The following is a 25447-nucleotide window of genomic DNA, read 5'->3' as shown; positions in this document are numbered from 1 at the left end:
TTCAGATCGGGACTTCTCAATGCGAAAGGAGTGTATGCAAATGATCAAGATCAGACCATGGGAATCGCCATGATCAGATCAAATTACCGATGAAATCCGGGCGCGATTCCCAAAAATGGCCTATCGATCCGGAATCAGGTTTTACGACCCGGAAAAGGGGATACACGAGAACGCCGAAATCGCCCCCGGGCGTCCCGGGGGCGATGAGGTGGTGCGGGGTGGGGCTCTCGGTCAGCCCACGGTCTCGGCGGACTTCGCGCCGGAGGGCCACGACATGCGGATCACGCCGCCCTCGGCGCCGGTCCGCACGTCGAGATCGTCGACCAGGCCGAGGATCACGGCGAGGCCCATCTCGTTCTCGATCAGATCGAGACCGCGGCCGTTCGTGGACAGGTCGGGCATCAGCCCGGCACCCTCCGCGAGGCCCGCCTCGGTCAACGCCGGCTGTGGCACGCCGTCGTTGACCTCGATACAGAAGCGGCCGTCGCCGTCGTCCAGGGTGACCGTGACCGGGCGGTCGTCGTCCACCCGGTCCTGGTGCATCCCGACGGCGCGGGAACACGCCTCGCCGACGGCGAGGCGCACCTCGTCGAGCACCGTCTCAGCAACCCCCGCGCGCCGCGCCACGGCGGCGGCGACGAGCCGCGCCGTGCGGACGTGTTCGGGCAGCGCGCTGAAGCGCAGCTCGACGATGGCCATGGTTCCCCCAGCCGTGCGAGCACCCGCCCGGGCCGGCGCGGGTGCGGTGTGCGTCCGGTCAGGACGCACGTCGGTCAGTCGGACGAGGCGATGGCCACGGCCACCGACGGATGAATCGGGAAGACCTTGGTCAGGCCGGTGATGCGGAAGATCTTCAGGATGCGCTCCTGAGTGCACACCAACTGCAGCGACCCTTCGTGGGCACGCACCCGCTTCAGGCCACCCACCAGCACACCGAGCCCGGTCGAGTCCAGGAAGTCGACGGCTTCCATGTCGACGATCAGGTGGAACTGGCCTTCGTTGACGAGTTCCACCAGTTGCTCGCGCAGCTTGGGTGCGGTGTATACATCGATCTCGCCGCCCACCTCGACGATCGTACGACCGCCCTCGGTTCGGGTCGACAGGGACAAGTCCACGGATCCTCCAGCACCTTGCTCTTGAGCGGTCGCCCCCCATGGATCGGCAGCCGCCAAGGCATTCAACCACTTATGGGCACTAGGGGACGATGAATCCCGCGACATTGGATGTAACACTGGTGCCCGATGCAGCCCAGTACACGCCCCCCGGAAGGTCTTCTCGGCCGCCTTTTGGCGAGTCGGGATCGACCCGATCGAGTGACGCACGTCCGGCGCATACCCGCTCGCGAAGGCGTTACCTCGGCCTGGCCCGACTGGGTTCGGCCGGAAGTGGGCGACGCGTTTCGCGCGGCGGGTATCGAACTGCCGTGGGAGCATCAGGCCCGCGCCGCCTCTGTTGCGGCACAGGGCCGCTCGGTCGTGATCGCCACCGGCACCGCCTCGGGCAAGTCCCTCGCCTATCTGTTGCCGGTCCTCACGACCCTGGTCGAGGGCGCGGACGCGCCCAGCGGGCGCGGTGCGACCGCACTCTACCTCTCCCCGACCAAGGCGCTGGCCTCGGATCAGGCGCGCGCGGTCGAGGAGTTGCGCGCCGCGAACCCCGCGCTCGGGCGTGTCCGGGTCGCCACCTACGACGGCGACACCCCCGTGGAGATCCGCCAGTGGGTCCGTGCGCACGCGTCGTACGTCCTGACGAATCCGGACATGTTGCACCGTGCGTTGCTGCCCGGACACCGTTCGTGGGCCGCCTTCCTGCGCTCGTTGCGCTATGTGGTGATCGACGAATGCCACACGTATCGCGGCGTCTTCGGCTCGCACGTGGCCCAATTGATCCGCCGGTTGCGCCGGGTGTGTCGCCGGTACGGCTCGGACCCCGTGTTCATCCTGGCGTCGGCGACCGTGTCCGATCCGGCGCACGCCGCCGAACGGCTGATCGGCGCGCCCGTGGTCGAGGTGACCGAGGACGGCTCGCCGCACGGTGAACTGGTGTTCGCCCTGTGGGAGCCGCCACTGACCGGCCACGAGGGTGAACACGGTGCACCCGTCCGGCGTACCGCGACCGCGGAGACCGCCGAGTTGCTCACCGACCTGGTGCTCGACGGCGTGCGCACGGTCGCCTTCGTGCGCTCGCGGCGCGGCGCCGAGGTGGTGCGGGTGATCGCGCGCGACCACCTCGCCCGGGTCGACGAGGCGCTGGCGGATCGGGTGGCCACCTATCGCGCCGGCTACCTGCCGCAGGAGCGCCGGGCGATCGAGCGCGCGTTGCACGACGGCAGCCTGCTGGGGGTGGCCGCGACCACGGCGCTCGAACTGGGCGTGGACATCTCCGGTCTGGACGCGGTGCTGATCGCGGGCTACCCCGGCACCCGGGCCTCGCTGTGGCAGCAGGCCGGTCGGGCGGGGCGGGCCGGGCGGGAGGCGCTGGCCGTCCTGGTCGCGCGCGACGATCCGCTGGACACCTTCCTGGTGCACCACCCCGAGGCCCTGTTCGACCGGCCGGTCGAGGCGACCGTGCTGGATCCGGACAACCCGTACGTGCTGGCCCCGCACTTGTGCGCGGCCGCGGCAGAGTTCGCGCTGACCGAGGAGGACCTGGAGCTGTTCGGGCCGGTGGCCGCCGAGCTGCTCCCGGGCCTGGAGCGGCGCGGGCTGCTGCGCCGGCGGTCCACCGGGTGGTACTGGACGAGCCGGGAGCGGGCCACGGATCTGACCGACATCCGCGGCGCGGGCGGGCCGGCGGTGCGGGTGGTCGAACAGGACACCGGCCGACTGCTCGGCACGGTCGACGCGCCGGCGGCGCATTCGGCGGTCCACCCCGGCGCGGTGCACCTGCATCAGGGCGACACCTTCCTGGTCCGCGAACTCGACCTGGGCGAGGGCGTGGCGCTGGTGCGCGCGGCGAATCCGGACTGGACCACCAGCGCGCGCGAGGTCACCGAGATCCGGATCCTGGAGACCGCGCGCAGCCAGGAGTGGGGCGCGGCCCGGCTGCACTTCGGCTCGGTCGAGGTCACCGGCCGGGTGGTCTCCTTCCAGCGCAAGCGGATCATCACCGGCGAGGTGCTGGGCGAGCACAAGCTGGACCTGCCCGAACGCAGCCTGCGCACCCGCGCGGTGTGGTGGACGGTCACGCCCGAGCAGGTCGCCGCGGCGGGCATCGACCCGAACGACCTGCCCGGCGCGGCACACGCGGCCGAACACGCCTCGATCGGTCTGCTGCCGCTGTTCGCCACCTGCGACCGTTGGGACATCGGCGGCGTGTCCACCTCGCTGCACCCCGACACACGGCTGCCGACCGTATTCGTCTACGACGGCCACCCCGGCGGCGCGGGCTTCGCCGAACGCGCGTATGTGACCGCCACCGCATGGCTGACCGCGACCCGCGAGGCGATCGCGTCCTGCGAATGCGACCACGGCTGCCCAAGCTGCGTGCAATCCCCCAAATGCGGCAACGGCAACCAGCCGTTGGACAAGCCGGGCGCAGTCGCCCTGTTGGACGCCCTACTGGGAACCAACGGGGTGGCGGGCGCGGGCGGTGCGGCGGGCTCGGGAAGCTCGGGCGGGCCGGGCGGCTCGGAAGACGCAGACGGGGCAGCCGGCTGAGGCGGCACAGGTAGGGCACAGGCTCGGATGGCACGGACAGGGCGACGGACGCGACCTACGCGACCGGCGAGGGCAACCCGCCGGGTTCAGGCGACCCGCGCGGGTGGCATGGGCGGAACGACGAGCACGACCTGCGCGGACGGCCGCGGACGGCGCGGCGGAGTCGGGCGGCTTGCCCGGGTGACGTGGGCAGGGTGACCTGCGCAGGCAGCCCGGTGCCGGCCGACGGCCCGGCTGCCGCGACAGACACGACCCGCGCGGTGGCGCCGACGGCCGGCGGGAACGGGCAGCCCGCACGGGTGACATGGGCGGAATGACGAGCACGACCTGCGCGGACGGCCGCGGACGGCGCGGCGGAGTCGGGCGGCTTGCCCGGGTGACGTGGGCAGGGTGACCTGCGCAGACAGCCCGGTGCCGGCCGACGGCCCGGCTGCCGCGACAGACACGACCCGCGCGGTGGCGCCGACGGCCGGCGGGAACGGGCAGCCCGCACGGGTGACATGGGCGGCCCGGCGGGCGGGCACAACGCAAGCGGCGGCCTTGCTGTCGCGATGGGCGCGACCTGCCCGGACGGCGCGGACGGCGCGCGCTCGGCGGCCGCGGCGCAAACGGCTCGGCCGCCACGAACGAGCGCGGCTTGCGCGGATGGGGTCGACGGCCCGGCGTTCGCGCAAGGCGCAAGCAGCTGAGCCGCCACGAAGGGGCGCGACCTGCGCGGGCGACGAGGGCGGCCCGGCAGGCGCGGGTAGTCCGGACGAATGACGCGGACGGCCCGGTGGAGGCACGCACGGCGCGACCGGCCGGCGGCCGCAACGGGTACGGACCCGCAGACGGCGCGGCGGGTTCGGGTGGGGTGGCGGGCGTGAGCGATGTGGGATGGGTGAGCGGGCTGACGGGTCGGATGGCGTGGACGCGCGATCGGTACGGACGATGTGAGCCGGGCGGATGGCTGCAATCGGGGATCGGGTCGGGCCGCGTCAGCGGTGTGCGTGGGTGTCGGGCTGGTCCGAGGGGCCCGCGCGGGCGGTTGCTCGGGCTGTGCGTGCCGCCGGGGCGGGGGCCGTCACGTCGACCTCCGCGAACCCGGCGGTGAGCCGACAGCGGGTCAGTTCGGTGTGCTGGGCGCGGGCCACTCGGCGGGCCAGCGCGCACGCCTCGTCGGCATCGGCGCCGGCCGCGGCTCGACCGGCCGCCGCGAGGGCGGCCAGGTCGGCCGCGGCGCCCGCGCGATGTCGGGCCGCGACCGCTCCGGCGAAGACGAACACGAACGCGGCCACACACATCGGCACCAGCGCGAGCGCGATCACCCACAGCGTCGCCGAGCCCTCCTGCGTCGACGCGCGTGGGCTCACGGCGGCACCTCGTCCTCCGCGGCCGCCACCGCCACATGTTCCACGTGGAACCTCACCCCGGCCCAGGCAGCCCCCGGCACGCCGACCTCGGCCGCCACCCGGAATCGCACCAGCCCCTCCCCGCCGGACACCTCCGTCCGTGCCCCAGCCGGCCCGGCAGCCCGAGCCCGGGTTTGCGCGACCGCCATCGGCTCGCCTCGGGCCAGTGCCCTCGCCCCCGCCTGCGCCGCGTCCACACAGCGGATCTGCGCGGCGGCGGCACCGAGTCCGGACACCAGCACGGCCGTCAGCAGCACCAGCACCGGCAGCACGACGGCGGTCTCCGCGGTCACGAAGCCGTCCTCCGCGCGCACTCGGCGAACGGCGACGGCGACCCGCGACCCCGCGTCAGAACGAGACATCGAGCGCCTTGGTGATCACGCCGGTGAGCGCCGTAGCGACCCCGGGGCTGGTCACGATCTTGAACAACACGGCCCCGAAGGCCACCGCGGCGACCGTGCCCACCGCGTACTCGGCCGTGGTCATCCCGGCGTCGTCGCGCAACCGCAGCCACATCCGACGCGCGGCCGGACCGAGAATCGGCATAAGAATTCGCATGAGATTCCCCCTTATTGATGCGTATATGAATGAATAAATCGATCGATCAGAACGGCCGCAGCAACGTTGTCGTCAGCCCGATCACGATCGGGACCACCCCGATCAGCAGAAAAGCCGGCAGAAAGCACAGCCCGAGCGGAACGGTGGCCCGCACCCCCACCCGGCGAGCGGCCGCACTGGCGGCCCGCCGGTGCTCGGCGCGTTGCTCGTCGGCCATCCGAGCCACCAGGGCCGCGGCCGGTGCGCCACCTGTCGCGGCGCGCGCGAGAGTCCGTCCCAGCGGCGCGAGCACGGGATCGTCGGTCAACCCGAGCCAGCACCGACTCGGCTCGCCGCCCAACCGCAACGAAGCAACGATCGGCCGCAATCGGCCGGCGAGCGGCCCACCGACCGCGTGCGCGACCGCCTCGGCGGCCTCCACCGGCGAACTCCCGGCCACCAGACACGCCGCGAACAAGTCGGCGGCGGACGGCAGATCGGCTCGCAGCCGCTCCCGCAGCACTCGCCCGGACCGCGACTCCAGCCGCCCCAATCGCCGATCGAGCAGCACGGCCACGACGACGCCCACACCACCCCCGACCCACCCCCCGAACACCACGAAGACGGCCGCCCCACCCAGCAACGCCGCCACCCGCCGTCGCGCCGATTCGCTCCCCCACCCATACGGCCGCCGCCGCCCCCGAACCCCCCTCCCTCGCACGGCACCCCCGGCCCCACCCGCCGCCGCGAACACCGCCACCACCACGGCCACCCCACTCAGGTCCCCACCCACCGCTCCAACCTCCAATCACCCCCGAGCCCGCCCCCGAAAGGCCCCTCGACCTCCCGCATACACCCCACCCCCACAGCAGCCACCGGCCCCTACGACGCCACCAGCACCCGCCCACCACCTGCTCCCTGAGCTCACCTCCGGGAGCTGCCATCCCTCACCACACCCACCACCCCAAAGCCCACTTCCGAGCCACCGCGACACGCACCCACGACTCCCTCGCGCCGTCCCACACCCTCACCACGCCGGTCACGCCAACCCCGGCACCGCCCTGCCCGGCAGCGACCCCTCAAAGCCACCCGCCTCCGGACCGCCGCAACAGGCACTCGCGGCATCCCGAACCACCACCACGCCCGCCCACCCACCCCGGCGGCCACCCCACCCGCGCAGCGGCTACCCGGAGCCGGCCGGCTCCGGCCCCACGTCAGGAACCGCGAAAACCCGCGCCATCCCGCACCGCCGCCACGCCACTCCCGGCGCCCCGGCATCCATCCACCTCTCGCGGCGGCCACATCCGAGCGGCCTCGACATCCCGTACGGGCCCGACGTCGGTCATGCCGACCTCGGCATCGCCCCGGTCACCAGGCGGTCCGTCCACTCCAAGCCGGCGGCCACCAGGGCCAAGCCCCCGCACAGGCACCCGACTCCGGTCGGCGTGCGGAGCAGCACGTCCAGTGGCCGGGCGCCCAGACCGCTGCCCAGGAAGAGGCCGAAAACCGGCAACGCGGCCAGCACGTGCGCGGTCGAGCGGGCCCCGGCGAGTTCGGCGATCAGTTCCTCGTGCGCGTCCTCCTCGGCCCGCAGCGTGGCCGCGATCCGCTCCAGCGCCGGGGCGAACCCGGCGCCCCGACCGATCGCGATCCGCCAGCACGCGGCGATCCGTCGTAATCCGGCCGCCCCGGGTCGGACCGACGCCCGGTCCAACGCGTCCGGCACGTCGCCACCGACCCGGGCCGACCCGATCGCCTCGCCCACCACCGCCAGGACCGGCCCGTCCACCGCGTGCGCGGCCGCCGCCAACGCCTCTGTAGGTGTGCGTCCCGCCCGCAACTCCCCCGCGAGCGCCGCGCACAGCCCGACGACCCCGCCGCGCACCGCAGCCGCCTCCCGGTCCGCCACGGCCCGCGCCCGCCGCCGGCGCAGCACCCACGCACCCGGCAGGGCCAGCAGCGCGGGCACCGGCGATCCCAGCGCCAAAGCCGCACCGCTCCCGCCCGCGAGTACCGCCAACGGCACCCGATGCCGCCGGGCCACCACCGTGCCGCCCACCGACCGCCCCACCCGCTCGCCGTCGAGCGACCCCAGCACCGCGCGCAACCGACCCGGCCCCGCCCGAGTCATCGACAACCACACCAGCCCCGCAACCCCGAACACGGCCAACACCGCCGCAATCACTCACTCCACCCCCACACACACAGCCGGCCCGGCGGCCACCCACCACCGACCCATCTCGCCCTCCGACACCCGCCCCGCCAAGCGCCCACACCGCCCCCGCCGCACCCCACCCCCTCAAAACGCCGCACCGAGCCCGAAACCCCCCGCAGCGCACCAATCGTCCGCGGCCCGCCCCGCGACCGACCCGCACCACCCGCCAAGAACCGCGCCCCCTCGCCGCCACCACCCCCGGCAACGCAGCCGATCGCCGGCTGCCCGCCCCCCGAACCGCCCCCGCCGCCCTCATCCCCGCCACCACCCCGTCAGCAGTGCGGTCAAGCGTTGGTGGCCCGGGCCGGCTCGGTGGCCTCCGCCGCGTTCGAAGCAGGCTGCCGGGATCGGGCGGACCCATCCCGCCGCGTCCCGTTCGAGGACGTGGATCTCGGCCACCCGGCGCAGACCGTCGCGCTCGCGCACCACATGCACCACCAGGTCGAGCGCGGCGGCCAGTTGGCTGTGCAACGCTTCCCGGCCCAGGCCGGCCAGCGCCCCGAGTGCCTCCAGCCGCGCGGGCACGTCCGCCGCCGAGTTCGCGTGCACCGTGCCGCAGCCGCCCTCGTGGCCCGTGTTCAGCGCCGCGAGCAGTTCGACCACCTCGGCGCCGCGCACCTCTCCGACCACGAGCCGGTCCGGTCGCATCCGCAGTGCCTGGCGGACCAGGTCCCGCAGCGTCACCTCGCCCGCGCCCTCGACGTTGGCCGGCCGCGACTGGAGCCGCACGACATGTGGATGACGCGGCGTCAGCTCGGCCGAGTCCTCGGCGAGCAACAGCCGTTCGGCCGGATGCGCGCACCCGAGCAGCGCCCCGAGCAGCGTGGTCTTGCCCGACCCGGTGCCGCCGGAGACCAGGAACGCGGCCCGCGCCGAGACCACCGCGCACAACAGTTCGGCCGCCGCCGGCGACAACGAACCGGCCCGCACCAGGTCGGCCAGGCCGAGCGAGGTCCGCCGCGGCACCCGCAACGACAAACACGTCCCGCGCACGGCGACCGGACGCAGCACCGCGTGCAGCCGGATCCCGTCGGCCAACGTCGCGTCCACATAGGGCGAGGCGTCGTCCAACCGCCGCCCGGCACCGCTCGCCAACCGCTGCGCGAGCCGCCGCACCGCCGCGTCGTCGGCAAAGGTCACCGCCGTGCGCTGCGGCCCCGCCCCCCGGTCGATCCACACCTCGTCGGGCGCGTTGACCAACACGTCGGTCACCTCGGGATCGCGCAACAGCGCGTCCAGCGGTCCGGCACCGGCGATCTCCGACCGCAGCGCCCGGACCAACTCCGGCAACGCCGCCTCGCCCAGCACCCGCCCCTCGGCACGAAGTGCCGCGGCCACCGCCCCGGGGGTCGGCTCGTGCCCGCCGGCGGCCAACCGCGACCGCACCGCCTCCACCAACTCCGGCTCCGGCGGCGGCACCGCGACCACCGTCGCCGCCGACGGCGGTGTCCCCACCGCGGCAGGCGGTGCCGGCGGCGGCACCGCCCGCAACTGCGGCGCCGAGAACACCCCGGTCCCGCCGCCCGCCGGAGTCGGCACCGGCCACGGCGGCGGTTGCGGCACCCGAGCCGCCGGCCCCGCCCGCCCGGTGCCCTGCGGCCCCGGAAGCGGCGTCGGCGGCGGGAACGGCGGCATCGGCGGCACCTCGCGCGCGCTCACGCCGCCTCCCCGCGCATCAGGCCGGCCGGGTCGCCCGCGAGGTAGTCGCGACAGAACCTGGCCAGCGGTCCGCGCGCCCGCAGGCCCGGCGGATCGCCTCGCTCGGCCGCCGCCGAAAGCCCCGCCTCCGGCCGCAACTCGCCCGCGAGCGGCAGGCCGAGGCCGCGCGCGACCGCCTCCGAGGTCAGCCCCGACGCGCTCGGCTGCCGCACCACCGCACGCAGATCGCGCACCATCGGCCCGACCCGCGTGGACACCTGCGCCGCCGCGGCCAGCGCGCGCACCTCGGCCGGCACCACCAACAGCCCGGTGTCGCACTGGCGCAGCGCCTCCGCCCCCATCGAGTCGGTGTGCCGCGGCACGTCGAGCACGGCGACGTCGTGGCGTCTGCGCACCGCCCGCACCACCGAGCGCATCGTGTCCGGCAGGATTCCCGGTGGTCGGTCGCGATCCCACGAGAGCACGGTCAGTCCGTGCAGGTGCACCAGTGCGTCGGACAACGCGCCGCCGTCGATCCGCCCGCGCGCGCTCGCCAGATCCGGCCAACGCAGGCCGCGCTCGTCCTCGCCGCCGAGCAGCACGTCCAGACCGCCGCCCAGCGGGTCCACGTCCACCAGCGCGGTGGTCAGCCCCGTACGCACCGCGGTCACCGCGAGCGCGCAGGCCAGCGTGCTGGCCCCGCTGCCGCCGCAACCACCGAGCACCGCGATCGTGTACGCGTCCGGTCCGGTGCCCTCGGCCACGTCGCCCAATCGATCGACGATCCAGGCCTCGGCGTCGGGCAGGAACACCACGTGGTCCGCGCCCGCGTCCAGGGCCCGCCGCCACACGTCGCCGTCGTCCAGGTCGGCGCCGATCAGCACCACGTCCTCCCGGCGCGGGTATCCGCACCGGGCCAGACCCGGGGTCACGTCGTCGCCGACGATCACCAGCGGCGCGCCCCGCCACGCGGCCCGCGCCGCGCCCGCGTCCGGTTGTACCTCCGGTTCGATCCCGGCCGCGGCACACAGCCGCAACAGTTCGTCGAGCAGGACGGGATCGCCGGTCACCAGGAGCGGGCGGGCCGGCCGAGGCGGGGAGAGCGCTGCCACGGAACCTCCAGGGGTCGGGGAGGTCCGTCCGAACCGAGCCTCCCGAGAACTGACCCCACCGTCGCCGCCGGCGCGCGCTCGGCCGAGCGGGTGGTTCGTACCTGTGGACAAGCCCGTGGTTGTGGATTGCGGATTCACTCGGGAGAGGGACGCTTCAGCCGTTCCGGACATGTCTTCCGTGTCTGATCGCGCGTAGACCACCGAAAATCGACCGGGAATCCCCCCGAAACAGCGGAGAACGGCGGTTCCGAAAAAGTCCGCGACCCACACCGGGGCACGATCGACGCAGACCGACACCGATCGACGCGGAATCGCGGATTCAATCCGAGCCGGGCCGCCGGGCACCGCGTCGACAATCCCGCCCGCCGACCCGACGGCACACCGACAATCGCGCACCTCGGCGGTTAGTCGGACAAAGCCCGACCCACACCCTCGTATGGGCGCAAAAAAGCCCCCCGGACAAGCGACGACCCCCGCCGGGGGGGAGAGCGGGGGTCGTCTCCACGGCCGACTCGGGGGGGGAGGAGTCGGACCGGGTTAGCACGGTCGCGAACGATCCGTGACTTCCAGGATGTACCCGAGGGGGTTCTCTAGCAAACCCACGACGTGGAGTTTACGCCGAATGGCTGCCCTTATCCTCGTGAACTGTGGAAACCCAGGCTCCGAAGCGGACAGCAGCCTTCTTCGACCTCGACAAGACCATCATCGCCAGGTCCAGTGCGCTGGCGTTCAGCAGATCCTTCTACCACGGCGGTCTCATCAATCGCCGCTCCGTCCTCAAGAGTGCCTACGCGCAGTTCGTGTTCCTCGTCGGCGGCGCGGATCACGACCAGATGGAGCGCATGCGCGAATATCTCTCCGCCCTCTGCCGCGGCTGGGACGTCCAGCAGGTACGCGAGATCGTCGCGGAGACTTTGCACGACATGATCGACCCGATCATCTACGACGAGGCCGCGTCCCTGATCGAGGAACACCACGCCGCGGGCCGCGACGTGGTCATCGTCAGCTCCTCCGGAGCCGAAGTGGTCGAGCCGATCGGCGACATGCTGGGCGCGGACCGGGTGGTGGCCACGCGCATGGTGGTCGAGGACGGCCGCTACTCCGGCGAGATCGACTTCTACGCGTATGGGCCCAACAAGGCCGCGGCGGTCAAGGAGTTGGCCCGAACCGAGGGCTACGACCTGACCTCCTGCTACGCGTACAGCGATTCGATCACCGACCTGCCGATGCTCCTGGAGGTCGGCCACCCGTACGCGGTCAATCCCGATCGTGGCCTGCGCCGCGAGGCGACCGGTCGGGGATGGCCCGTGCTGGTCTTCAGCCGACCCGTCGCACTGCGCCAGCGGGTGCCCACCCTCTCGGTGCCCTCGCGCCCCGTACTCGCCGCGACCGCGATCGGCGCGGGCGCCACGGCGGCCGGCTTCGTGTGGTACCTGGCCAGGAAGCGCCGCTGACCCCGGGCGACCGGCCGAAACCCGGATCGCCGGCACGGGCGAAGCGGGCCGGGAGCACGACGATCGGGGAGCAAATCCGACAAAGGCCAAAAGTAAAGATCTTGGCCCAGGGGTTCCACTCCCCCCGGCAACCCACTAGAAAAGGGACCAACGGCCCGTACGGCCCCCGCTTCGGCGGACGGCCCGAGCAGGCCGAGCACGACCGCCGGGAACCCACGTGCGACCGACCCTCGTAGGGGCCGAACGCGTCGGATGACCTGCATGTTCTTCCCCCCGTGGATGCGCATGCCGGGGCCGATCGTCATAACGGGTACACGCTTGGTACCCCGGTGGGAGTGACAAAACGGCGGCGTCCTCACGGGCGCCGCCGTCTCGTGCGTCCACGGTCGGAAACCGCCGAGCACGCACGGCGCGGCCCGATCGCGGCCGGCGCCACGACCGCCCGCGGGATCGCGGTCAGATCCCGCGCATCACCGCTTCGCAGACCGCCACGCTCTCCCGCGCGCCCAGCGTCATCGCCTCCGCGCAGTGCCGGATCCAGATCGACACACCTTCGGCGGTGCCGCTCTCGTACGCGCGCAGCGCCGCCGCGTAGGCGTCCACGCCCAGTTCCAGGTGACCGACCTCGGGCACCGCCGCGCCCTTGGGGTCCAGGCCGCGGGTGACCAGCACGATCCGCTGCGCGGCCCGCGCGACCAGGCCGTTGCCCCAGGTGAACGGCGCGAGGGTGAGGATCTCCGCGTGGGTGACGGCGGCGACCACGACCGCGGGCGCCGAGGAGGGCGCGAGCAGCAGCCGGGACAGTCCGTCCAGGCGGGCGGCCACCTCCTCCGCGGAGGGCAGCGGGCCGGGCAGTTCGCCGTCGCGGCGCGGTCGGCCGAGCGCCTCCGCGGGCACCGCGTCGGCGGCGGCGACCACGTGCAGGCGCGCCAGCACCTGGAGCGGACTGTGCCCCCACGTGCCCAGCAACGAGCCGATCTCGGCGGACAGCCGCAACGCGCCGGCGATCACCGCGCCGCCGTCGTCGAGCGAGGACGAGAAGTCGGTACGGCGGCGGATCTCCTCGAGCGACCAGTCGACCCCTTCGAGCGCGGCACTCGCGCGCGCGCCTCGAAGCGCGGACTCGGCGCTGATGTCCATGCTGCGGCGGCGCATCGTGCGGTGGCCGAGCAGCCGGTCGACGGCCTTGCGGGTGTCCTCGACGGCCTCCGGGACGCCGGGCAGCGCGGCCAGGGCGGCGAGGGGATCGGTTGCGGTGCTCACCCGGGCGAGATTACGCCGCATGGGAAACCACCCGCGACCCCGGTCCGCACGACACGCGACGGCCGCACGCCCACCACCACACGATCACCGAGCGACTTGACGCGGACACGGTGAGCGACGGATGATCGTATTCGAAAACGATTGTCAAACCCAGATCGTCGAACCCAGGTCGTCGAACCCGGATCGTTGAACCACCCGGACCGACCCCGTCGTCGGGTCGAACCCGTCGATCGGTTCCATCGGTCGAACCCATCATCGGAGGGCCCATCCGTGAAGATCGCCTTCGTCGGCAAGGGCGGCAGCGGCAAGACCACGTTGTCGTCCCTGTTCATCCGACACCTCGCGACGACCGGCCGGCCGGTCGTCGCGGTGGACGCGGACATCAACCAGCACCTGGGCGTGGCCCTGGGCCTGGACGAACAGGCCGCCGCGACGCTGCCCGCGATGGGCGCCGAACTGCCCGCGATCAAGGAATGGCTGCGCGGGGACAACCCGCGGATCGCATCGGTCGCCGAGATGGTCAAGACCACGCCACCGGGCCGCGGTTCGCGGCTGATCCGGCTCGCCGACGACAACCCGATCCACGCGGCGTGCGCGCGCGAGGTGCCGGGCCTACCCGGGCTGCGGCTGATGGCGACCGGGCCGTTCGAGGAGTCCGACCTGGGCGTCGCGTGCTACCACTCGAAGGTCGGCGCGGTCGAGCTCTACCTCAACCACCTCGTCGACGACGCCGACGAATACCTGGTGGTGGACATGACCGCCGGATCCGACTCGTTCGCCTCCGGGCTGTTCACCCGCTTCGACATCACCTTCCTGGTCGCCGAACCGACCCGCCGGGGTGTCGGCGTCTACCGGCAGTACCGCGACTACGCGCGCGACTGGGGCGTCTCGCTCGCGGTGGTCGGCAACAAGGTCCAGGGGCCCGAGGACGTCGAGTTCCTGCGCGAGCACGTCGGCGCGGACCTGCTCACCTGGACCGTGCAGTCCGACTTCGTGCGCGCCCTGGAGAAGGGCCGCGCGCCCGGCTTCGAGACCCTGGAGCCGGCCAATCGCGCCGCGCTGGAGGAGTTGACCCGCGCCTGCGACGCCGCGTTCGAGCGCCGCGACTGGGAGCGATACACCGCGCAGATGGTCGAGTTCCACCTCAGGAACGCGCGGAGCTGGGCGAACGCGAAGACCGGCGCCGACCTCGCCGAGCAGGTCGACTCGGCGTTCGTGCTCGGCCCGCAGGCGATCTCCGCCGCGGTGTGAACGCGGCGGGGCGGCCCGCTCCCGAAGGAACGGGCCGCCCCGCCTCGATCAAGTCCCGGCCGGCGGCCGGCCCCGGGGTCAGTCCTCGGCCGCCGCCGAGGGCAACTGCGACGTGATCAGGTCCATCACCGACGCGTCGGTCAGCGTGGTCACATCGCCGAGCGTGCGGCCCTCCGCGATGTCGCGCAGCAGGCGGCGCATGATCTTGCCGGAGCGCGTCTTGGGCAGTTCGGCGACCGGCAGGATGCGCTTGGGCTTGGCGATCGGGCCGAGCACCTTGCCGACGTGCTCGCGCAGTTCGCCGACGAGGTCCTCGGACTCGGACGCGCTGCCGCGCAGGATCACGAACGCCACGATCGACTGCCCGGTGGTCGCGTCGGTCGCGCCGACCACGGCCGACTCGGCGACCTTGGGGTGCGAGACCAGCGCCGACTCGACCTCGGTGGTGGAGATGTTGTGGCCGGACACGAGCATCACGTCGTCCACCCGGCCGAGCAGCCAGACGTCGCCGTCCTCGTCCTTCTTGGCACCGTCGCCGGCAAAGTACAGCCCATCGAAGCGGGACCAGTAAGTGTCCTTGAACCGCTGGTCGTCACCCCAGATGGTGCGCAGCATCGACGGCCACGGCTGGTCCAGGACCAGGTAGCCCCCGCCGCCGTTGCCGACCTCGGTCGCGGTGTCGTCGACCACCTTGGCCGAGATGCCCGGCAGCGCGCGCTGCGCGGAACCCGGCTTGGTCTCGGTCACGCCCGGCAGCGGGCTGATCATGATCGCGCCGGTCTCGGTCTGCCACCACGTGTCGACGATCGGGGTCTTCCCGGCGCCGATGTGCTCGCGGTACCAGATCCACGCCTCGGGGTTGATCGGCTCGCCGACACTGCCCAGGATGCGCAGCGAGGACAGGTCGAACCGGGCCGGGATGTCGTCGCCCCACTTCATGCAGGTGCGGATCGCGGTGGGCGCGGTGTACAGGATGGTGACCCCGTACTTCTGCACGATCTCCCACCAGCGGCCCTGGTGCGGCGAGTCCGGCGTGCCCTCGTACATGACCTGGGTGGTGCCGTTGGAGAGCGGGCCGTAGGTGATGTACGAGTGCCCGGTGACCCAGCCGATGTCGGCCGTGCACCAGTACACGTCGGTCTCGGGCTTGAGGTCGAACACCGCGTTGTGCGTGTAGCTCGCCTGGGTCAGGTAGCCGCCGGAGGTGTGCAGGATGCCCTTCGGCTTCCCCGTGGTGCCGGACGTGTACAGGATGAACAGCGGGTGCTCGGCGTCGAACGCCTGCGGCTCGTGCTCCTCGGACTGCGCGTCGACCAGGTCGTGCCACCAGAGGTCGCGGCCCTCGGTCCAGGCGACGTCGCCGCCGGTACGGCGCACCACCAGCACGTTGCGCACGTCCGGGCAGGACTGCAGCGCCTCGTCGATGGCCGGCTTGAGCGCGGAGGGCTTGCCGCGCCGGTAGCCGCCGTCGGCGGTGATCACGACGCGCGCGTCGTTGTCGTTGACACGTGAGGACACCGCGTCCGCCGAGAAGCCGCCGAAGACGACCGAGTGCGGGGCGCCGATGCGCGCACACGCGAGCATCGAGATCACCGCCTCGGGGATCATCGGCAGGTAGATCGCGACCCGGTCGCCCGCCTCCACGCCCAGCGAGGTCAGCGCGTTGGCCGCCTTGGACACCTCGCGCTTGAGGTCGGCGTAGGTCAGCGTGCGGGTGTCGCCCGGCTCGCCCTCGAAGTGGATCGCCACCCGGTCGCCGTTGCCCGCCTCGACGTGCCGGTCGACGCAGTTGTAGGCGACGTTGAGCTTGCCGTCGGCGAACCACTTGGCGAACGGCGCCGTCGACCAGTCCAGCGTCTCCTGCGGCTCCACCGCCCAGTCCAGCCGCCGGGCCTGCTCGGCCCAGAAGCCGAGCCGGTCCGCGGCCGCGCGCTCGTACGCCTCGGCCTTGACGTTGGCGTCTGCCGCGAGCGCCGGCGGGGGCGCGAAGCGTCGCTCCTCGCGCAGCAGGTTCGACAGTGCCTCTCCGGCCTTGTCCCCGGTGTTCCGGTCTGCGTTGCTCACGCGTACTCCTCCGTGCCGCTGCGGTCGGTTCCTTTGGCCGTAGCTCATCAGGGACCGGCCCGAGCCGGCAAGAGGAGGACCACGATTGGTTTAGACCACTTGTCGGCTCACGGCGCATCGTGGCCGACCGCGCGATCGTACGGGGTGGCTACCCCGCGTTGAGCACCGGAAAAGTGTGATCTTCGGCGCCCAGGGTGACACCCTCCGGGAGCACCCCGGATTCGGCCCGCTCCGCGTCCACCGGGCCGAAGTCGCCGCGCACGCCGTCGTAGAGATACATCTGCGCGGAGGCGATGTCGAAGTACAGCCCGAACAGCCGCAGTCGGCCCTCGGACACGGCCCGGGCGACCACCGCGTGGTCGAGCAGGTTGTCCAATTGCTGGACCACGTTGGTCAGGCACAGTTGCTCCACCGGCGGCACCAGATGGCCGGTCAGGGTCGGCGCGGGGCCGGCCGTGAAGCGCGCCAGCGACGCGTCGCCGTTGCGCAACCAGCGATCCAGATGCGGCGTGGTGCCGTGCCCCGACCCGGCCTCGGCCGCGTCGCCGACCTTGTCCAGCAGCGCGTTCATCGCGCCGCACCCGGAGTGCCCGCACACCGTGATGCTGCGCACACCGAGCACGGCCACCGCGTACTCGATCGCCGCGCCCACCGAAGCGTCGGCCGTGTTCGGGTCGGCGTGCCCGGCTTCGCCGCACGGCACCAGGTTGCCCACGTTGCGCACGGTGAACAGGTCGCCGGGGCCGCTCGCGGTGATCAGGTTCGGCACGATCCGCGAGTCGGCGCAGGTGATGAACAGTTGCGCGGGCTTTTGCCCCTCCAACGCGAGCCGCTCCAGGAACGGCTGCACGAGCGGCGCGGTGCGCTGCTGGAACTCGCGCGCGCCGGCCACCAGCGCCTGGGACGCGGTGCCGTCCTCGCGCGGGCACGCGCGCTGCCAGTGCCACCACGGCGCGAACCAGCGCGGCGACGGGGTCAGCCGCGAGCGCCTGGGCCCCGGGGAACCGCCCGCGGCCCGCTCGTAGCACCCGTCGTGGATCTCCTCGATGTCCACCCGCCCGCCACGCGCGAGGTAGCCCGCCCGCCACGAGTGCACCGCCTCGAACGCGGCCTGGTCGAGGTAGTCCACCGTCATGTCCAGCACGACGTGCTCGCCCGGCGGCAACTTGCCCAGCACTCGGGACAGCCGCGGCACCGACAGGAAGGTCAGCGACCCGTGCACCTCGACGTGCAGCACACCGTCGTCGGGCTGGACCCGCACGGTGCTGCGGCTGAGCCGGTACAGCGCGGTGAGCACCGCGACCACCACGCCCAGCAGCACGCCCTGGAGCACACCGGCCAGGACCACCCCCGCGATCGTCGCCGCGTAGGCGGGGAACTCGCGGTGCCGGTGCACGTGTCGGATGTGCGCGAGGCTGACCATCTGGATGCCGACCACCATCACCAGCGCGGCCAGCACCGCGAGCGGGATGCGCTCGACGAGCGCGCCGAGCAGGACCACGAACACCATCACCCACACGCCGTGCAGGATGGTCGAGAACCGAGAGACCGCGCCCGCGCGCACGTTGGTCACCGAGCGGATCGCGACACCGGTGACCGGATAGCCGCCGATCGCGCCGGAGGCCACGTTGCCCACGCCTTGGCCGATCAGTTCGCGATCGAGGTTGGCCCGGGGCCCGTTGTGCAGCCGGTCGACCGCGGCGGCCGACAGCAGCGACTCCATGCCGGAGACCAGGGCCACGCTGACCACGCCGACCGCGATCGCGCTCCAGGCGCCCGACGGCGGCAACACCGGGGTGGTGAAGGTGACCGAGGACAGGTCCACCCTGGCCACGTTCAGGTGGGTCACGCTCGCGACCGCCGTGGCGAGCGAGACCGCGATCAGCGGCGCGGGCACCTTGGCCGGCGCCGCCCACCGCCCGGGCAGCCGGGACAACAGCGGCCAACCGAGCAGCAGGACCACGGTGATCACTCCCACCGCGACCGCGGGGGCGCGCAGATTGCCGACCTGGGTGGGCAGTTCGCGCAGGTTCTCCCAGGCCGAGCGCTGTGGCGCGCCGCCCAGGACCACGTGCAACTGGGCCAGCGCGATCACCACGCCGATGCCCGCGACGACGCCGTGCACGACGGCCGGCGACAGCGCGAGGGTGGCCCTGGCCACCCGGAGCAGGCCGAGCAGGATCTGCACCAGGCCGGCGCCGACGGTGACGAGACAGGTGACCCGCCAGCCGTAGGTCTGCACGAGACCGGCCACGATCACCATGACGCCGGCGGTGGGGCCGCTCACCTGGAGGGGCGCGCCTCCGAGCAGGCCGACCACGATGCCGCCGATCACGGCGGAGATGATGCCGGCGCCGAGGGGGGCGCCGGCGGCGAGCGCGATACCGAGCGAGAGCGGTACGGCGACGAGGAAAACCACGAGTGAGGCGCCGAGGTCCGCGCGCAGCGTGGCGGTCCGGGAGACCGGCGCGGGTGTGGTGGTAGGGGCAACGGGCATGTCCGTGTCCTCCGGGTCAGTCATGTCAGTCATGTCATGGCGGGCATGGCTGCCGCAGGGATGGCGGCGCGCGGGTCGAACGAGAGAGTTCCGGGCCCGGTAGGCCAAGTTAACTCTAAGTGTTTACATCGTCACAGTAAGGCTATCCTTTTCGGAACGTAAAATATGCACCCGCATGGGTGAAACGAGTGTTTCGCGCCGGAGATCTTCCACACTGTGCGTGATGGCACGTAATCTCCCCGGAGTGGGGGTGGTGCCGTGCAGGTGCTCACGCTGTTCGCGACCGGGCTCGGTGCGGGGATCGTCGCGGGTGGCGCGTCCTGCGCGGCGGTCCAGGGCGGCCTGCTGGCCGGGGCCGTGCGCCCGTGCGAGAACCCGGCCGGCGACTGCGCGAGCACGCCGCCGCGCGGCCTGCTCCCCCGCGCACTGACCGCGTTCCTCGGCGCGAAGCTGCTCGCGCACACCATCCTCGGCGCACTGCTCGGCCTGCTCGGCGGCGCGGTGCAACCGGCGCCGGGCACCCGTGCGATTCTGCTGCTCCTGGCGGGCGCGCTGATGGTGCTCTTCGGGTTGTCCATGCTCGGCGTGCCCGGCGTCGGCCGACTGCTGCCGCGCCCCTCGCCGCGCGGCGCCGGTCGCGGTCCGCTGCTCTTGGGCGCGGCCACGGTGCTGGTCCCGTGCGGAGTGACGCTGAGCGTCGAACTGGTCGCCGTGACCGCCGGGAACGCCCTCGGCGGGGCCGCCGTGCTGACCGGCTTCGTGCTCGGCACCTTCCCGCTGTTCGCCGCGCTCGGCCTGCTGGTCGGCGCGTCGGGACGGCTCCTGCGCGGCCGACCGACGGCCGCCGTGGGCCTGTTGGTGCTCGCGGTGGCCGCCTGGACGATCGCCTCCGGACTGCGCCTGGGCGGCTGGTGGACGCCGGCCGCGGTGGGCACGGTGGACCACGCGGCGGCGAGCACCGGGGCCGATGGCGTGCAGCGGGTCACCGTGCGGGTCGGGAACGAGGGCTACCACCCGGCCCGCGCGCTCGCCCGGGCCGGCGTACGCACCGTGTTGGTGCTGCGTACCGACCGCACCACCGGCTGCACCCGGGGCTTCGTCCTGCCCGCCCGCAACGTGCAGCGCGTCCTGCCGACGTCCGGCGAGACCGGGATCGACCTGGGCACGCCGCACGCCGGCACCCTCACCTGGACCTGCTCGATGGGCATGTACAGCGGACGGATCGAGTTCCGGGCCGACCCCTGACCGTCCCGGGTGACGGCGGATCGCTTTGGGGCCCTTCCGCCCCGTACGGTGATGTGTCCGCACTCACGCGCCCCGTGCGATCCGACGCGTCCCGACTCGGGTACGCGGGGAAAGCGGTCCGGGCACGCACGCAACCGGGTGACCCCGGCGTGCGTATGTATCGATAGGGAATACAGCTCGGTCCGGCATGTCCATGGGAAGAGGTGAACTGTGCGAACTGTCCGCGGCGCTGCGGTGCTCGTCGTTGTCGCAGTCCTGGCCGCTATCGGTTTCGTGGTTTTCGCAAAGGACGGGAAAGATTCCGGCAACTCCTCTGCAAAGACCTCTGGCAACGGAAATCCGAGCGCTCCGGGCAAGGAATCGGACAAACCGAGAGGTCCGGTCCGGCCGATCGGCGACGGCTCGACCGCCGACACCGGTCCGCAGCCGAACCAGCCGAAGGTGGAAAAGCTCAAGCCGGGTGAGAAACCGCCGCAGTTCGTCGTGTTCTCCTGGGACGGCGCGGCCGAGGACGGCAACAAGCTGGTCTCGGAATTCTTGAAGCTGTCCGAGGCGAACAAGGCGCAGATGACGTACTTCCTGAGCGGCATCTACATGCTCCCGAAGGCGAAGCGGGCCATGTACACCGGACCGAAGCACGCGGCCGGCGCATCGGACATCGCGTTCATGTCCGACGAGACGATCCGCAACACGATCGTCCAGATGCGCGAGGTCTGGCTCAAGGGCAACGAGATCGGCACGCACTTCAACGGCCACTTCTGCAACAGTTCCACGAGTGGCAAGTCCTGGGCCCCGGCGGACTGGAAGAACGAGACCGAACAGGCGGTCAAGTTCGTCCAGAACTGGAAGACGAACACCGGGTTCGCCGATCTGCCGCCGCTGCCGTTCGACTACTCGCTCGGCAAGGAACTCATCGGCGGCCGGGCACCGTGCCTGGAGGGCCAGACGAATCTGATGCGGGCCGGCAAGGAAATGGGCTTCCGCTACGACGCGAGTTCCGCCGGTGGTCTTCAGGTGTGGCCCAAGCGCGGCAAGGAGACCGGCATCTGGGACTTCCCGCTCCAGTCGCTGCCGTGGCCGGGGAACCCGAGCAAGTCGCAGCTCTCCATGGACTACAACATCATGTACGAGCAGGAAGCGCTGCACGGTAAGTACGACCCGTCCAAGAAGGACGCGTGGGAGAAAGAGGCCCACGAGTTCTACATGAACGGATTCCAGCGCGCCTATACCACCAATCGCGCGCCTTTGTTCATCGGCAACCACTTCGAGGACTGGAACGGCGGCATCTATATGAATGCCGTCCGGGACACGGTGAAGTCGATCTGCACCAAGTCCGACGTGCGCTGTGTGACCTTCCGTCAGTTGACCGACTGGCTCGAAGGCCAGGACCCCGCGGTGATCACCAAGCTGCAGGGTCTGGGCGTCGGCCAGAACGTGACCGACTGGAGCACGATCATCACCGCCTCCGCCGGGGGCCAGAACAAGCCCGCCGCGCTTCGCCCGCTCGCCGCCTCGGACTCCGCGGTGCTGCCTCGTCGCCAGGACTGAGCGACCGGCCGAATCCGCGTCCGGCTCCGGCCCCGTATCGAAATCCCCTTCGGTACGGGGCCTTTGCGTGGGCGGCGCGGGTCGGCAGGTGCATCGGCGAGCCGAGGGGCGCCGACGCGGCCGTGCGCGGTTCGGTTCCCTCGTGGTGCGCATCTTGTCGATACACTGACGGGGATCGGGTCGGTTCGGGTTCCGCCGTCCCGCGTCAGGGGTCTCCTCTTGGAGGCATGCCGGGAAGTCTGGTCGGCGCTGTTTTGTCGTTTTCGCAGGGCGGTATACGCCTGCGAACCACAGCCGACCTGGAGGTCCCGTGGCTGCCGAGTCCGCACCACGCACCAAGTTCTTTCGGCGTCCGTCCACGTTGGCCGAACGGAACTTCATCGCGGACGCGCTACGCACCGAGACCGTCGGCGGCGCGCTGTTGCTGATCGCGGCGGTGATCGCGGTGATCTGGGCGAACACCGGGTGGAGCGGGGCCTACCACGACCTGCGCGATTTCCGCATCGGTCCGAGCGCGCTCAACCTGGACCTGTCGCTGGGCACGTGGGCCGCGGACGGCCTGCTCGCGGTGTTCTTCTTCGTGGCGGGCATCGAACTCAAGCGCGAACTGGTGGTCGGCGACCTGCGCAATCCGGCCCAGGCCGTGCTGCCGGTGGTGGCCGCCGCGTGCGGGATGCTCACTCCCGCGCTGTTCTACTTCGCGGTCAACGCGGGCGGCGGATCGCCCGACGGCTGGGCCATCCCCACCGCGACCGACATCGCGTTCGCGCTGGCCGTACTCGCGGTGATCGGCACCAGCCTGCCCTCCGCGCTGCGTTCGTTCCTGCTCACCCTCGCGGTGGTCGACGACCTCGGCGCGATCCTGATCATCGCGATCTTCTTCACCGACTCGGTCGACTTCCTCGCGCTGGCCGGGGCCTTCGCCCTGCTCGTGGTGTTCGCGCTGCTCCAGCGCTTCCGGGTGCGCGGCTGGTGGTGGTACGTACCCCTCGCCCTGGTGACCTGGGCGCTGATGCACGAGAGCGGCGTACACGCCACGGTCGCGGGTGTCGCGATGGGCCTGTTGATGCGCGTGGTCCCGGACCCGGACGAGCGAACCTCGCCGGCCGAGCACGTCGAGCACCTGGTGCGGCCGGTCTCCGCGGGCGTGGCGGTGCCGATCTTCGCGCTGCTGTCCGCGGGCGTCGCGGTCTCCGGTTCGGTGCTCGGCGACGTGTTCACCCAGCGGCCCACGCTCGGCATCATGATCGGCCTGGTCGCGGGCAAGGTGGTCGGGATCTTCGCGGGCACCTGGCTGGTCGCCCGGTTCACCCGGGCCCAACTCAGCGACGACCTCGCGTGGTCGGACGTGTTCGGCATGTCCATGCTCGCCGGCATCGGCTTCACGGTGTCCCTGTTGATCAGCGAACTGGCCTTCACCGACGACCCGACGCTGACCGAACAGGCCAAGGCCGCGGTGCTGGTGGGCTCGGTGCTCGCGGCCGTCGCGGCGTCGGTGGTGCTGCGGATAAGGAACAACACCTACGCCCGGTTGTGCGTCGAGGAGAATCGCGACGACGACGGCGACGGCATTCCGGACGTCTATCAAGCGGACGCGGATCGACTCCGCGACGAGAAGCTCGGCCACTCCTGAATACTTCGTTTCCCATCCGAAACACTCGTACGACGCGCCCCGCTGGATACGTATCGCCGCAGCAGGGCATGATCGGGGTCGGATTATCCATACAGGTACAAGGAGTGACCATGGCAGGCACCGACAGGTCCCCGGCCCAGGACGTGCCCGTCGACGCACAGCGATCCCTCGGCGAGCTGTTCTCGTCGGCCAGCCGCGACATGTCCACGCTGGTGCGCAGCGAGATCGCGCTCGCCAAGAGCGAGGTCAAGGTCAGCGTGGTCAACGTCGCGAAGGGCGGCGGCGCGTTCGGCGCGGCTGCCTTCATCGGCGTGTTCGCGTTCATCTTCCTGAGCTTCGCGATCGTGTACGGAATCCACGCCCTCGGTCTCGGCGTGGCGTGGAGCTTCCTGATCGTCGGCGGCTTCTACCTCCTGCTCGCGGGCGGGCTCGCGTTCTACGGCATCAAGTCGTTCAAGAACGTCCGCGCGCCGGAGCGCACGATCACCACCACCCGGGACACGGTCACCACGCTCAAGAACGTCGGTTGATCCGGCAACGCGCCCGGGCCGGCCAAACCGGCGGCGGAAACCGGGGTGCGATGGCGAGTGTGCGACGCTGCTCCGCATGACGGTTCCCGAGAGCACCGTGGTCAACGTGGACGGGCCCTGGACACACCGCGACATCGCCGCCAACGGCGCGCGGTTCCACATCGCCGAAATGGGCGAGGGGCCGGTCGTGCTGTTGCTGCACGGTTTCCCGGAGTTCTGGTGGGCCTGGCGGCATCAGATGCCGGTGCTGGCCCGGGCCGGCTACCGCGCGGTCGCGATGGACCTGCGCGGGTACGGCGGCAGTGACCGCACCCCGCGCGGCTACGACCCGATCACCCTGGCCCTGGACGTGACCGGGGTGATCCGCTCGCTCGGCGAGCCGGACGCGATCGTGGTCGGCCACGACCTGGGCGCCTACCTGGGCTGGACCGCGGCCGTGTTGCGGCCCAAGGTGGTGCGCCGGTTGGTCGCGGTGTCCATGCCGCATCCCCGGCAACTGCGCGGCGCGCTGTTGACCGACCGGCACCAGATGGCCGCGAGTTCGCACATCTTCGGCTTCCAGCGACCGTGGGTGCCCGAGCGGCAGTTGGTCCGCGATGGCGCGGCGATGGTGGGCGACATGTTGAGCGCGTGGTCGGCGCCGGGCCGGCCGGCCGACGAGTCGATCGCGCGCTATCGCCAGGCGATGCTGGTGCCCGGCACGGCGCACTGCGCGGCGGAGCACTACCGCTGGCTGATCCGGTCCATCCCGCGCCCGGACGGCATCCAGTACTCGGCCCGGATGAAGGCCCCCGTCGAGGTGCCCACGCTGCATCTGCACGGCGCGCTCGACCCGGTGATCCTGCCGCGCACGGCGGCCGGCTCCGGGCGCTACGTGGAGGCGCCCTACCGCTGGCGACTGATCGAGGGCGTGGGGCACTTCCCGCACGAGGAACAACCGGCCGTGTTCACCGAGGAACTCCTGGGTTGGTTGAAGGACCCGGAACCCGAGCGCTGAAGTTCCGACAGCGCTTCCGGGCCTTTCTTGTACGATCTTGACGGGGATATCCGACACTTCCGTACAGATCGCCTCCGACGTGTCCGGAAATGATTTTCGGACCGCCGAGGCGGCGCGATTACGCCGTCGGTGACCCGGGTAGGCGCCACCGTATGAGCCGGACGTACAACGCTCCGAGCATGGCGGCGGGGGCCGGGGACACCCGGTCGGAGACGGCAGAGACCCTCATGGTTGAGATCGGCACCACTGGCACTCACGGGTTCGAGCACACGCGAGGGGCGCCGGCCGGCGCGGTTGCCGACCGGGGGGATCATTTGCCGGGGCTGATGGGGATATTGCGCCGACGAGCGCGTTGGTTGAGTCTGCGCCTGCGCTTCCTGCGTTGACGTGTCGACGCGACCCGGGACCGGGTC

20 protein-coding genes are annotated in these 25447 nt (G+C 71.9%); 8 read left to right on the top strand and 12 right to left on the bottom strand.

The genetic code is table 11. The features are described 5' to 3' along the window. Positions 1 to 231 precede the first annotated feature (231 nt). Positions 232 to 699 carry an ATP-binding protein gene (locus ACIRL2_RS24140; RefSeq protein ID WP_402234459.1) on the bottom strand — a complete coding sequence of 156 codons (468 nt, stop codon included), beginning with the start codon at positions 697 to 699 and terminating at the stop codon, positions 232 to 234. Between the two features lie 74 nt (positions 700 to 773). After that, a complete protein-coding gene (locus tag ACIRL2_RS24135) occupies positions 774 to 1115 on the bottom strand; it encodes an STAS domain-containing protein (RefSeq protein ID WP_020549531.1) in 342 nt (113 codons plus the stop codon). Positions 1116 to 1241: 126 nt separating this feature from the next. On the opposite strand from ACIRL2_RS24135, the gene ACIRL2_RS24130 reads away from it, so the two are divergent. Next, the gene (locus ACIRL2_RS24130) at positions 1242 to 3659 is read left to right on the top strand and encodes a DEAD/DEAH box helicase (RefSeq protein WP_395866703.1); all 2418 of its coding nucleotides are present in this window, start codon (positions 1242 to 1244) and stop codon (positions 3657 to 3659) included. 977 nt (positions 3660 to 4636) lie between these two features. On the opposite strand, the gene ACIRL2_RS24125 is transcribed toward ACIRL2_RS24130, so the two are convergent. The 7 genes from ACIRL2_RS24125 to ssd all read right to left on the bottom strand — a co-directional run bounded on the left by ACIRL2_RS24125 (position 4637) and on the right by ssd (position 10510). Next, positions 4637 to 5011, bottom strand: a complete 375-nt coding sequence (locus ACIRL2_RS24125) for an Rv3654c family TadE-like protein (RefSeq protein WP_395866701.1) — start codon at positions 5009 to 5011, stop codon at positions 4637 to 4639. Continuing rightward, a complete protein-coding gene (locus ACIRL2_RS24120; RefSeq protein ID WP_402234457.1) occupies positions 5008 to 5343 on the bottom strand; it encodes a TadE family type IV pilus minor pilin in 336 nt (111 codons plus the stop codon). The genes ACIRL2_RS24125 and ACIRL2_RS24120 overlap by 4 nt, the downstream gene beginning before the upstream one ends. A gap of 55 nt (positions 5344 to 5398) precedes the next feature. Continuing rightward, entirely contained in the window at positions 5399 to 5608 is a 210-nt protein-coding gene (locus ACIRL2_RS24115) for a DUF4244 domain-containing protein (protein ID WP_395866697.1), read from the bottom strand. A gap of 46 nt (positions 5609 to 5654) precedes the next feature. Beyond that, positions 5655 to 6176: a type II secretion system F family protein gene (locus tag ACIRL2_RS24110; RefSeq protein ID WP_402234455.1), complete on the bottom strand. Its 522-nt coding sequence runs from the start codon at positions 6174 to 6176 to the stop codon at positions 5655 to 5657. A 753-nt stretch (positions 6177 to 6929) separates the two neighbouring features. Beyond that, entirely contained in the window at positions 6930 to 7772 is an 843-nt protein-coding gene (locus ACIRL2_RS24105; protein WP_395866693.1) for a type II secretion system F family protein, read from the bottom strand. A gap of 282 nt (positions 7773 to 8054) precedes the next feature. Further along, positions 8055 to 9461 carry a TadA family conjugal transfer-associated ATPase gene (locus tag ACIRL2_RS24100; RefSeq protein ID WP_402234454.1) on the bottom strand — a complete coding sequence of 469 codons (1407 nt, stop codon included), beginning with the start codon at positions 9459 to 9461 and terminating at the stop codon, positions 8055 to 8057. Next, positions 9458 to 10510, bottom strand: coding sequence for a septum site-determining protein Ssd (gene ssd, locus ACIRL2_RS24095; protein ID WP_395867028.1), 1053 nt, complete (start codon positions 10508 to 10510; stop codon positions 9458 to 9460). Before ssd ends, ACIRL2_RS24100 begins: the two co-directional genes overlap by 4 nt. Before the next feature lie 689 nt (positions 10511 to 11199). Between ssd and ACIRL2_RS24090 the strand changes: the two genes are divergently transcribed. Further along, positions 11200 to 12006, top strand: coding sequence for an HAD family hydrolase (locus ACIRL2_RS24090; RefSeq protein WP_395866689.1), 807 nt, complete (start codon positions 11200 to 11202; stop codon positions 12004 to 12006). Positions 12007 to 12462: 456 nt separating this feature from the next. Here ACIRL2_RS24090 and ACIRL2_RS24085 read toward each other — a convergent pair whose 3' ends face one another. Continuing rightward, entirely contained in the window at positions 12463 to 13290 is an 828-nt protein-coding gene (locus ACIRL2_RS24085) for an oxidoreductase (protein WP_402234452.1), read from the bottom strand. 249 nt (positions 13291 to 13539) lie between these two features. Between ACIRL2_RS24085 and ACIRL2_RS24080 the strand changes: the two genes are divergently transcribed. Further along, the gene (locus ACIRL2_RS24080) at positions 13540 to 14520 is read left to right on the top strand and encodes an ATP-binding protein (RefSeq protein WP_395866685.1); all 981 of its coding nucleotides are present in this window, start codon (positions 13540 to 13542) and stop codon (positions 14518 to 14520) included. Positions 14521 to 14598: 78 nt separating this feature from the next. On the opposite strand, the gene acs is transcribed toward ACIRL2_RS24080, so the two are convergent. Together acs and ACIRL2_RS24070 are read right to left on the bottom strand one after the other, a co-directional pair. Further along, positions 14599 to 16584, bottom strand: coding sequence for an acetate--CoA ligase (gene acs / locus ACIRL2_RS24075; protein ID WP_402234450.1), 1986 nt, complete (start codon positions 16582 to 16584; stop codon positions 14599 to 14601). Positions 16585 to 16732: 148 nt separating this feature from the next. Next, complete coding sequence (locus tag ACIRL2_RS24070) at positions 16733 to 19081, bottom strand: SulP family inorganic anion transporter (RefSeq protein WP_395866681.1); 2349 nt, start codon at positions 19079 to 19081, stop codon at positions 16733 to 16735. A 258-nt stretch (positions 19082 to 19339) separates the two neighbouring features. Between ACIRL2_RS24070 and ACIRL2_RS24065 the strand changes: the two genes are divergently transcribed. From ACIRL2_RS24065 to ACIRL2_RS24045, 5 genes are all read left to right on the top strand, one after another. Beyond that, positions 19340 to 20326, top strand: a complete 987-nt coding sequence (locus tag ACIRL2_RS24065) for a sulfite exporter TauE/SafE family protein (RefSeq protein ID WP_395866679.1) — start codon at positions 19340 to 19342, stop codon at positions 20324 to 20326. Between the two features lie 210 nt (positions 20327 to 20536). Further along, complete coding sequence (locus ACIRL2_RS24060) at positions 20537 to 21874, top strand: hypothetical protein (RefSeq protein ID WP_395866677.1); 1338 nt, start codon at positions 20537 to 20539, stop codon at positions 21872 to 21874. A 310-nt stretch (positions 21875 to 22184) separates the two neighbouring features. Next, entirely contained in the window at positions 22185 to 23507 is a 1323-nt protein-coding gene (nhaA, locus tag ACIRL2_RS24055) for a Na+/H+ antiporter NhaA (RefSeq protein WP_402234447.1), read from the top strand. A gap of 110 nt (positions 23508 to 23617) precedes the next feature. Beyond that, entirely contained in the window at positions 23618 to 24037 is a 420-nt protein-coding gene (locus ACIRL2_RS24050; RefSeq protein ID WP_395866673.1) for a phage holin family protein, read from the top strand. Between the two features lie 76 nt (positions 24038 to 24113). Beyond that, entirely contained in the window at positions 24114 to 25034 is a 921-nt protein-coding gene (locus tag ACIRL2_RS24045; RefSeq protein WP_402234445.1) for an alpha/beta fold hydrolase, read from the top strand. Positions 25035 to 25447: the final 413 nt, after the last annotated feature.

The sequence above is a fragment of the Embleya sp. NPDC127516 genome (assembly GCF_044765325.1).
Lineage (GTDB): Bacteria > Actinomycetota > Actinomycetes > Streptomycetales > Streptomycetaceae > Embleya.
Note: the sequence above shows the minus strand (reverse complement) of the source record. Positions and strands in the feature narration are given on the sequence as shown.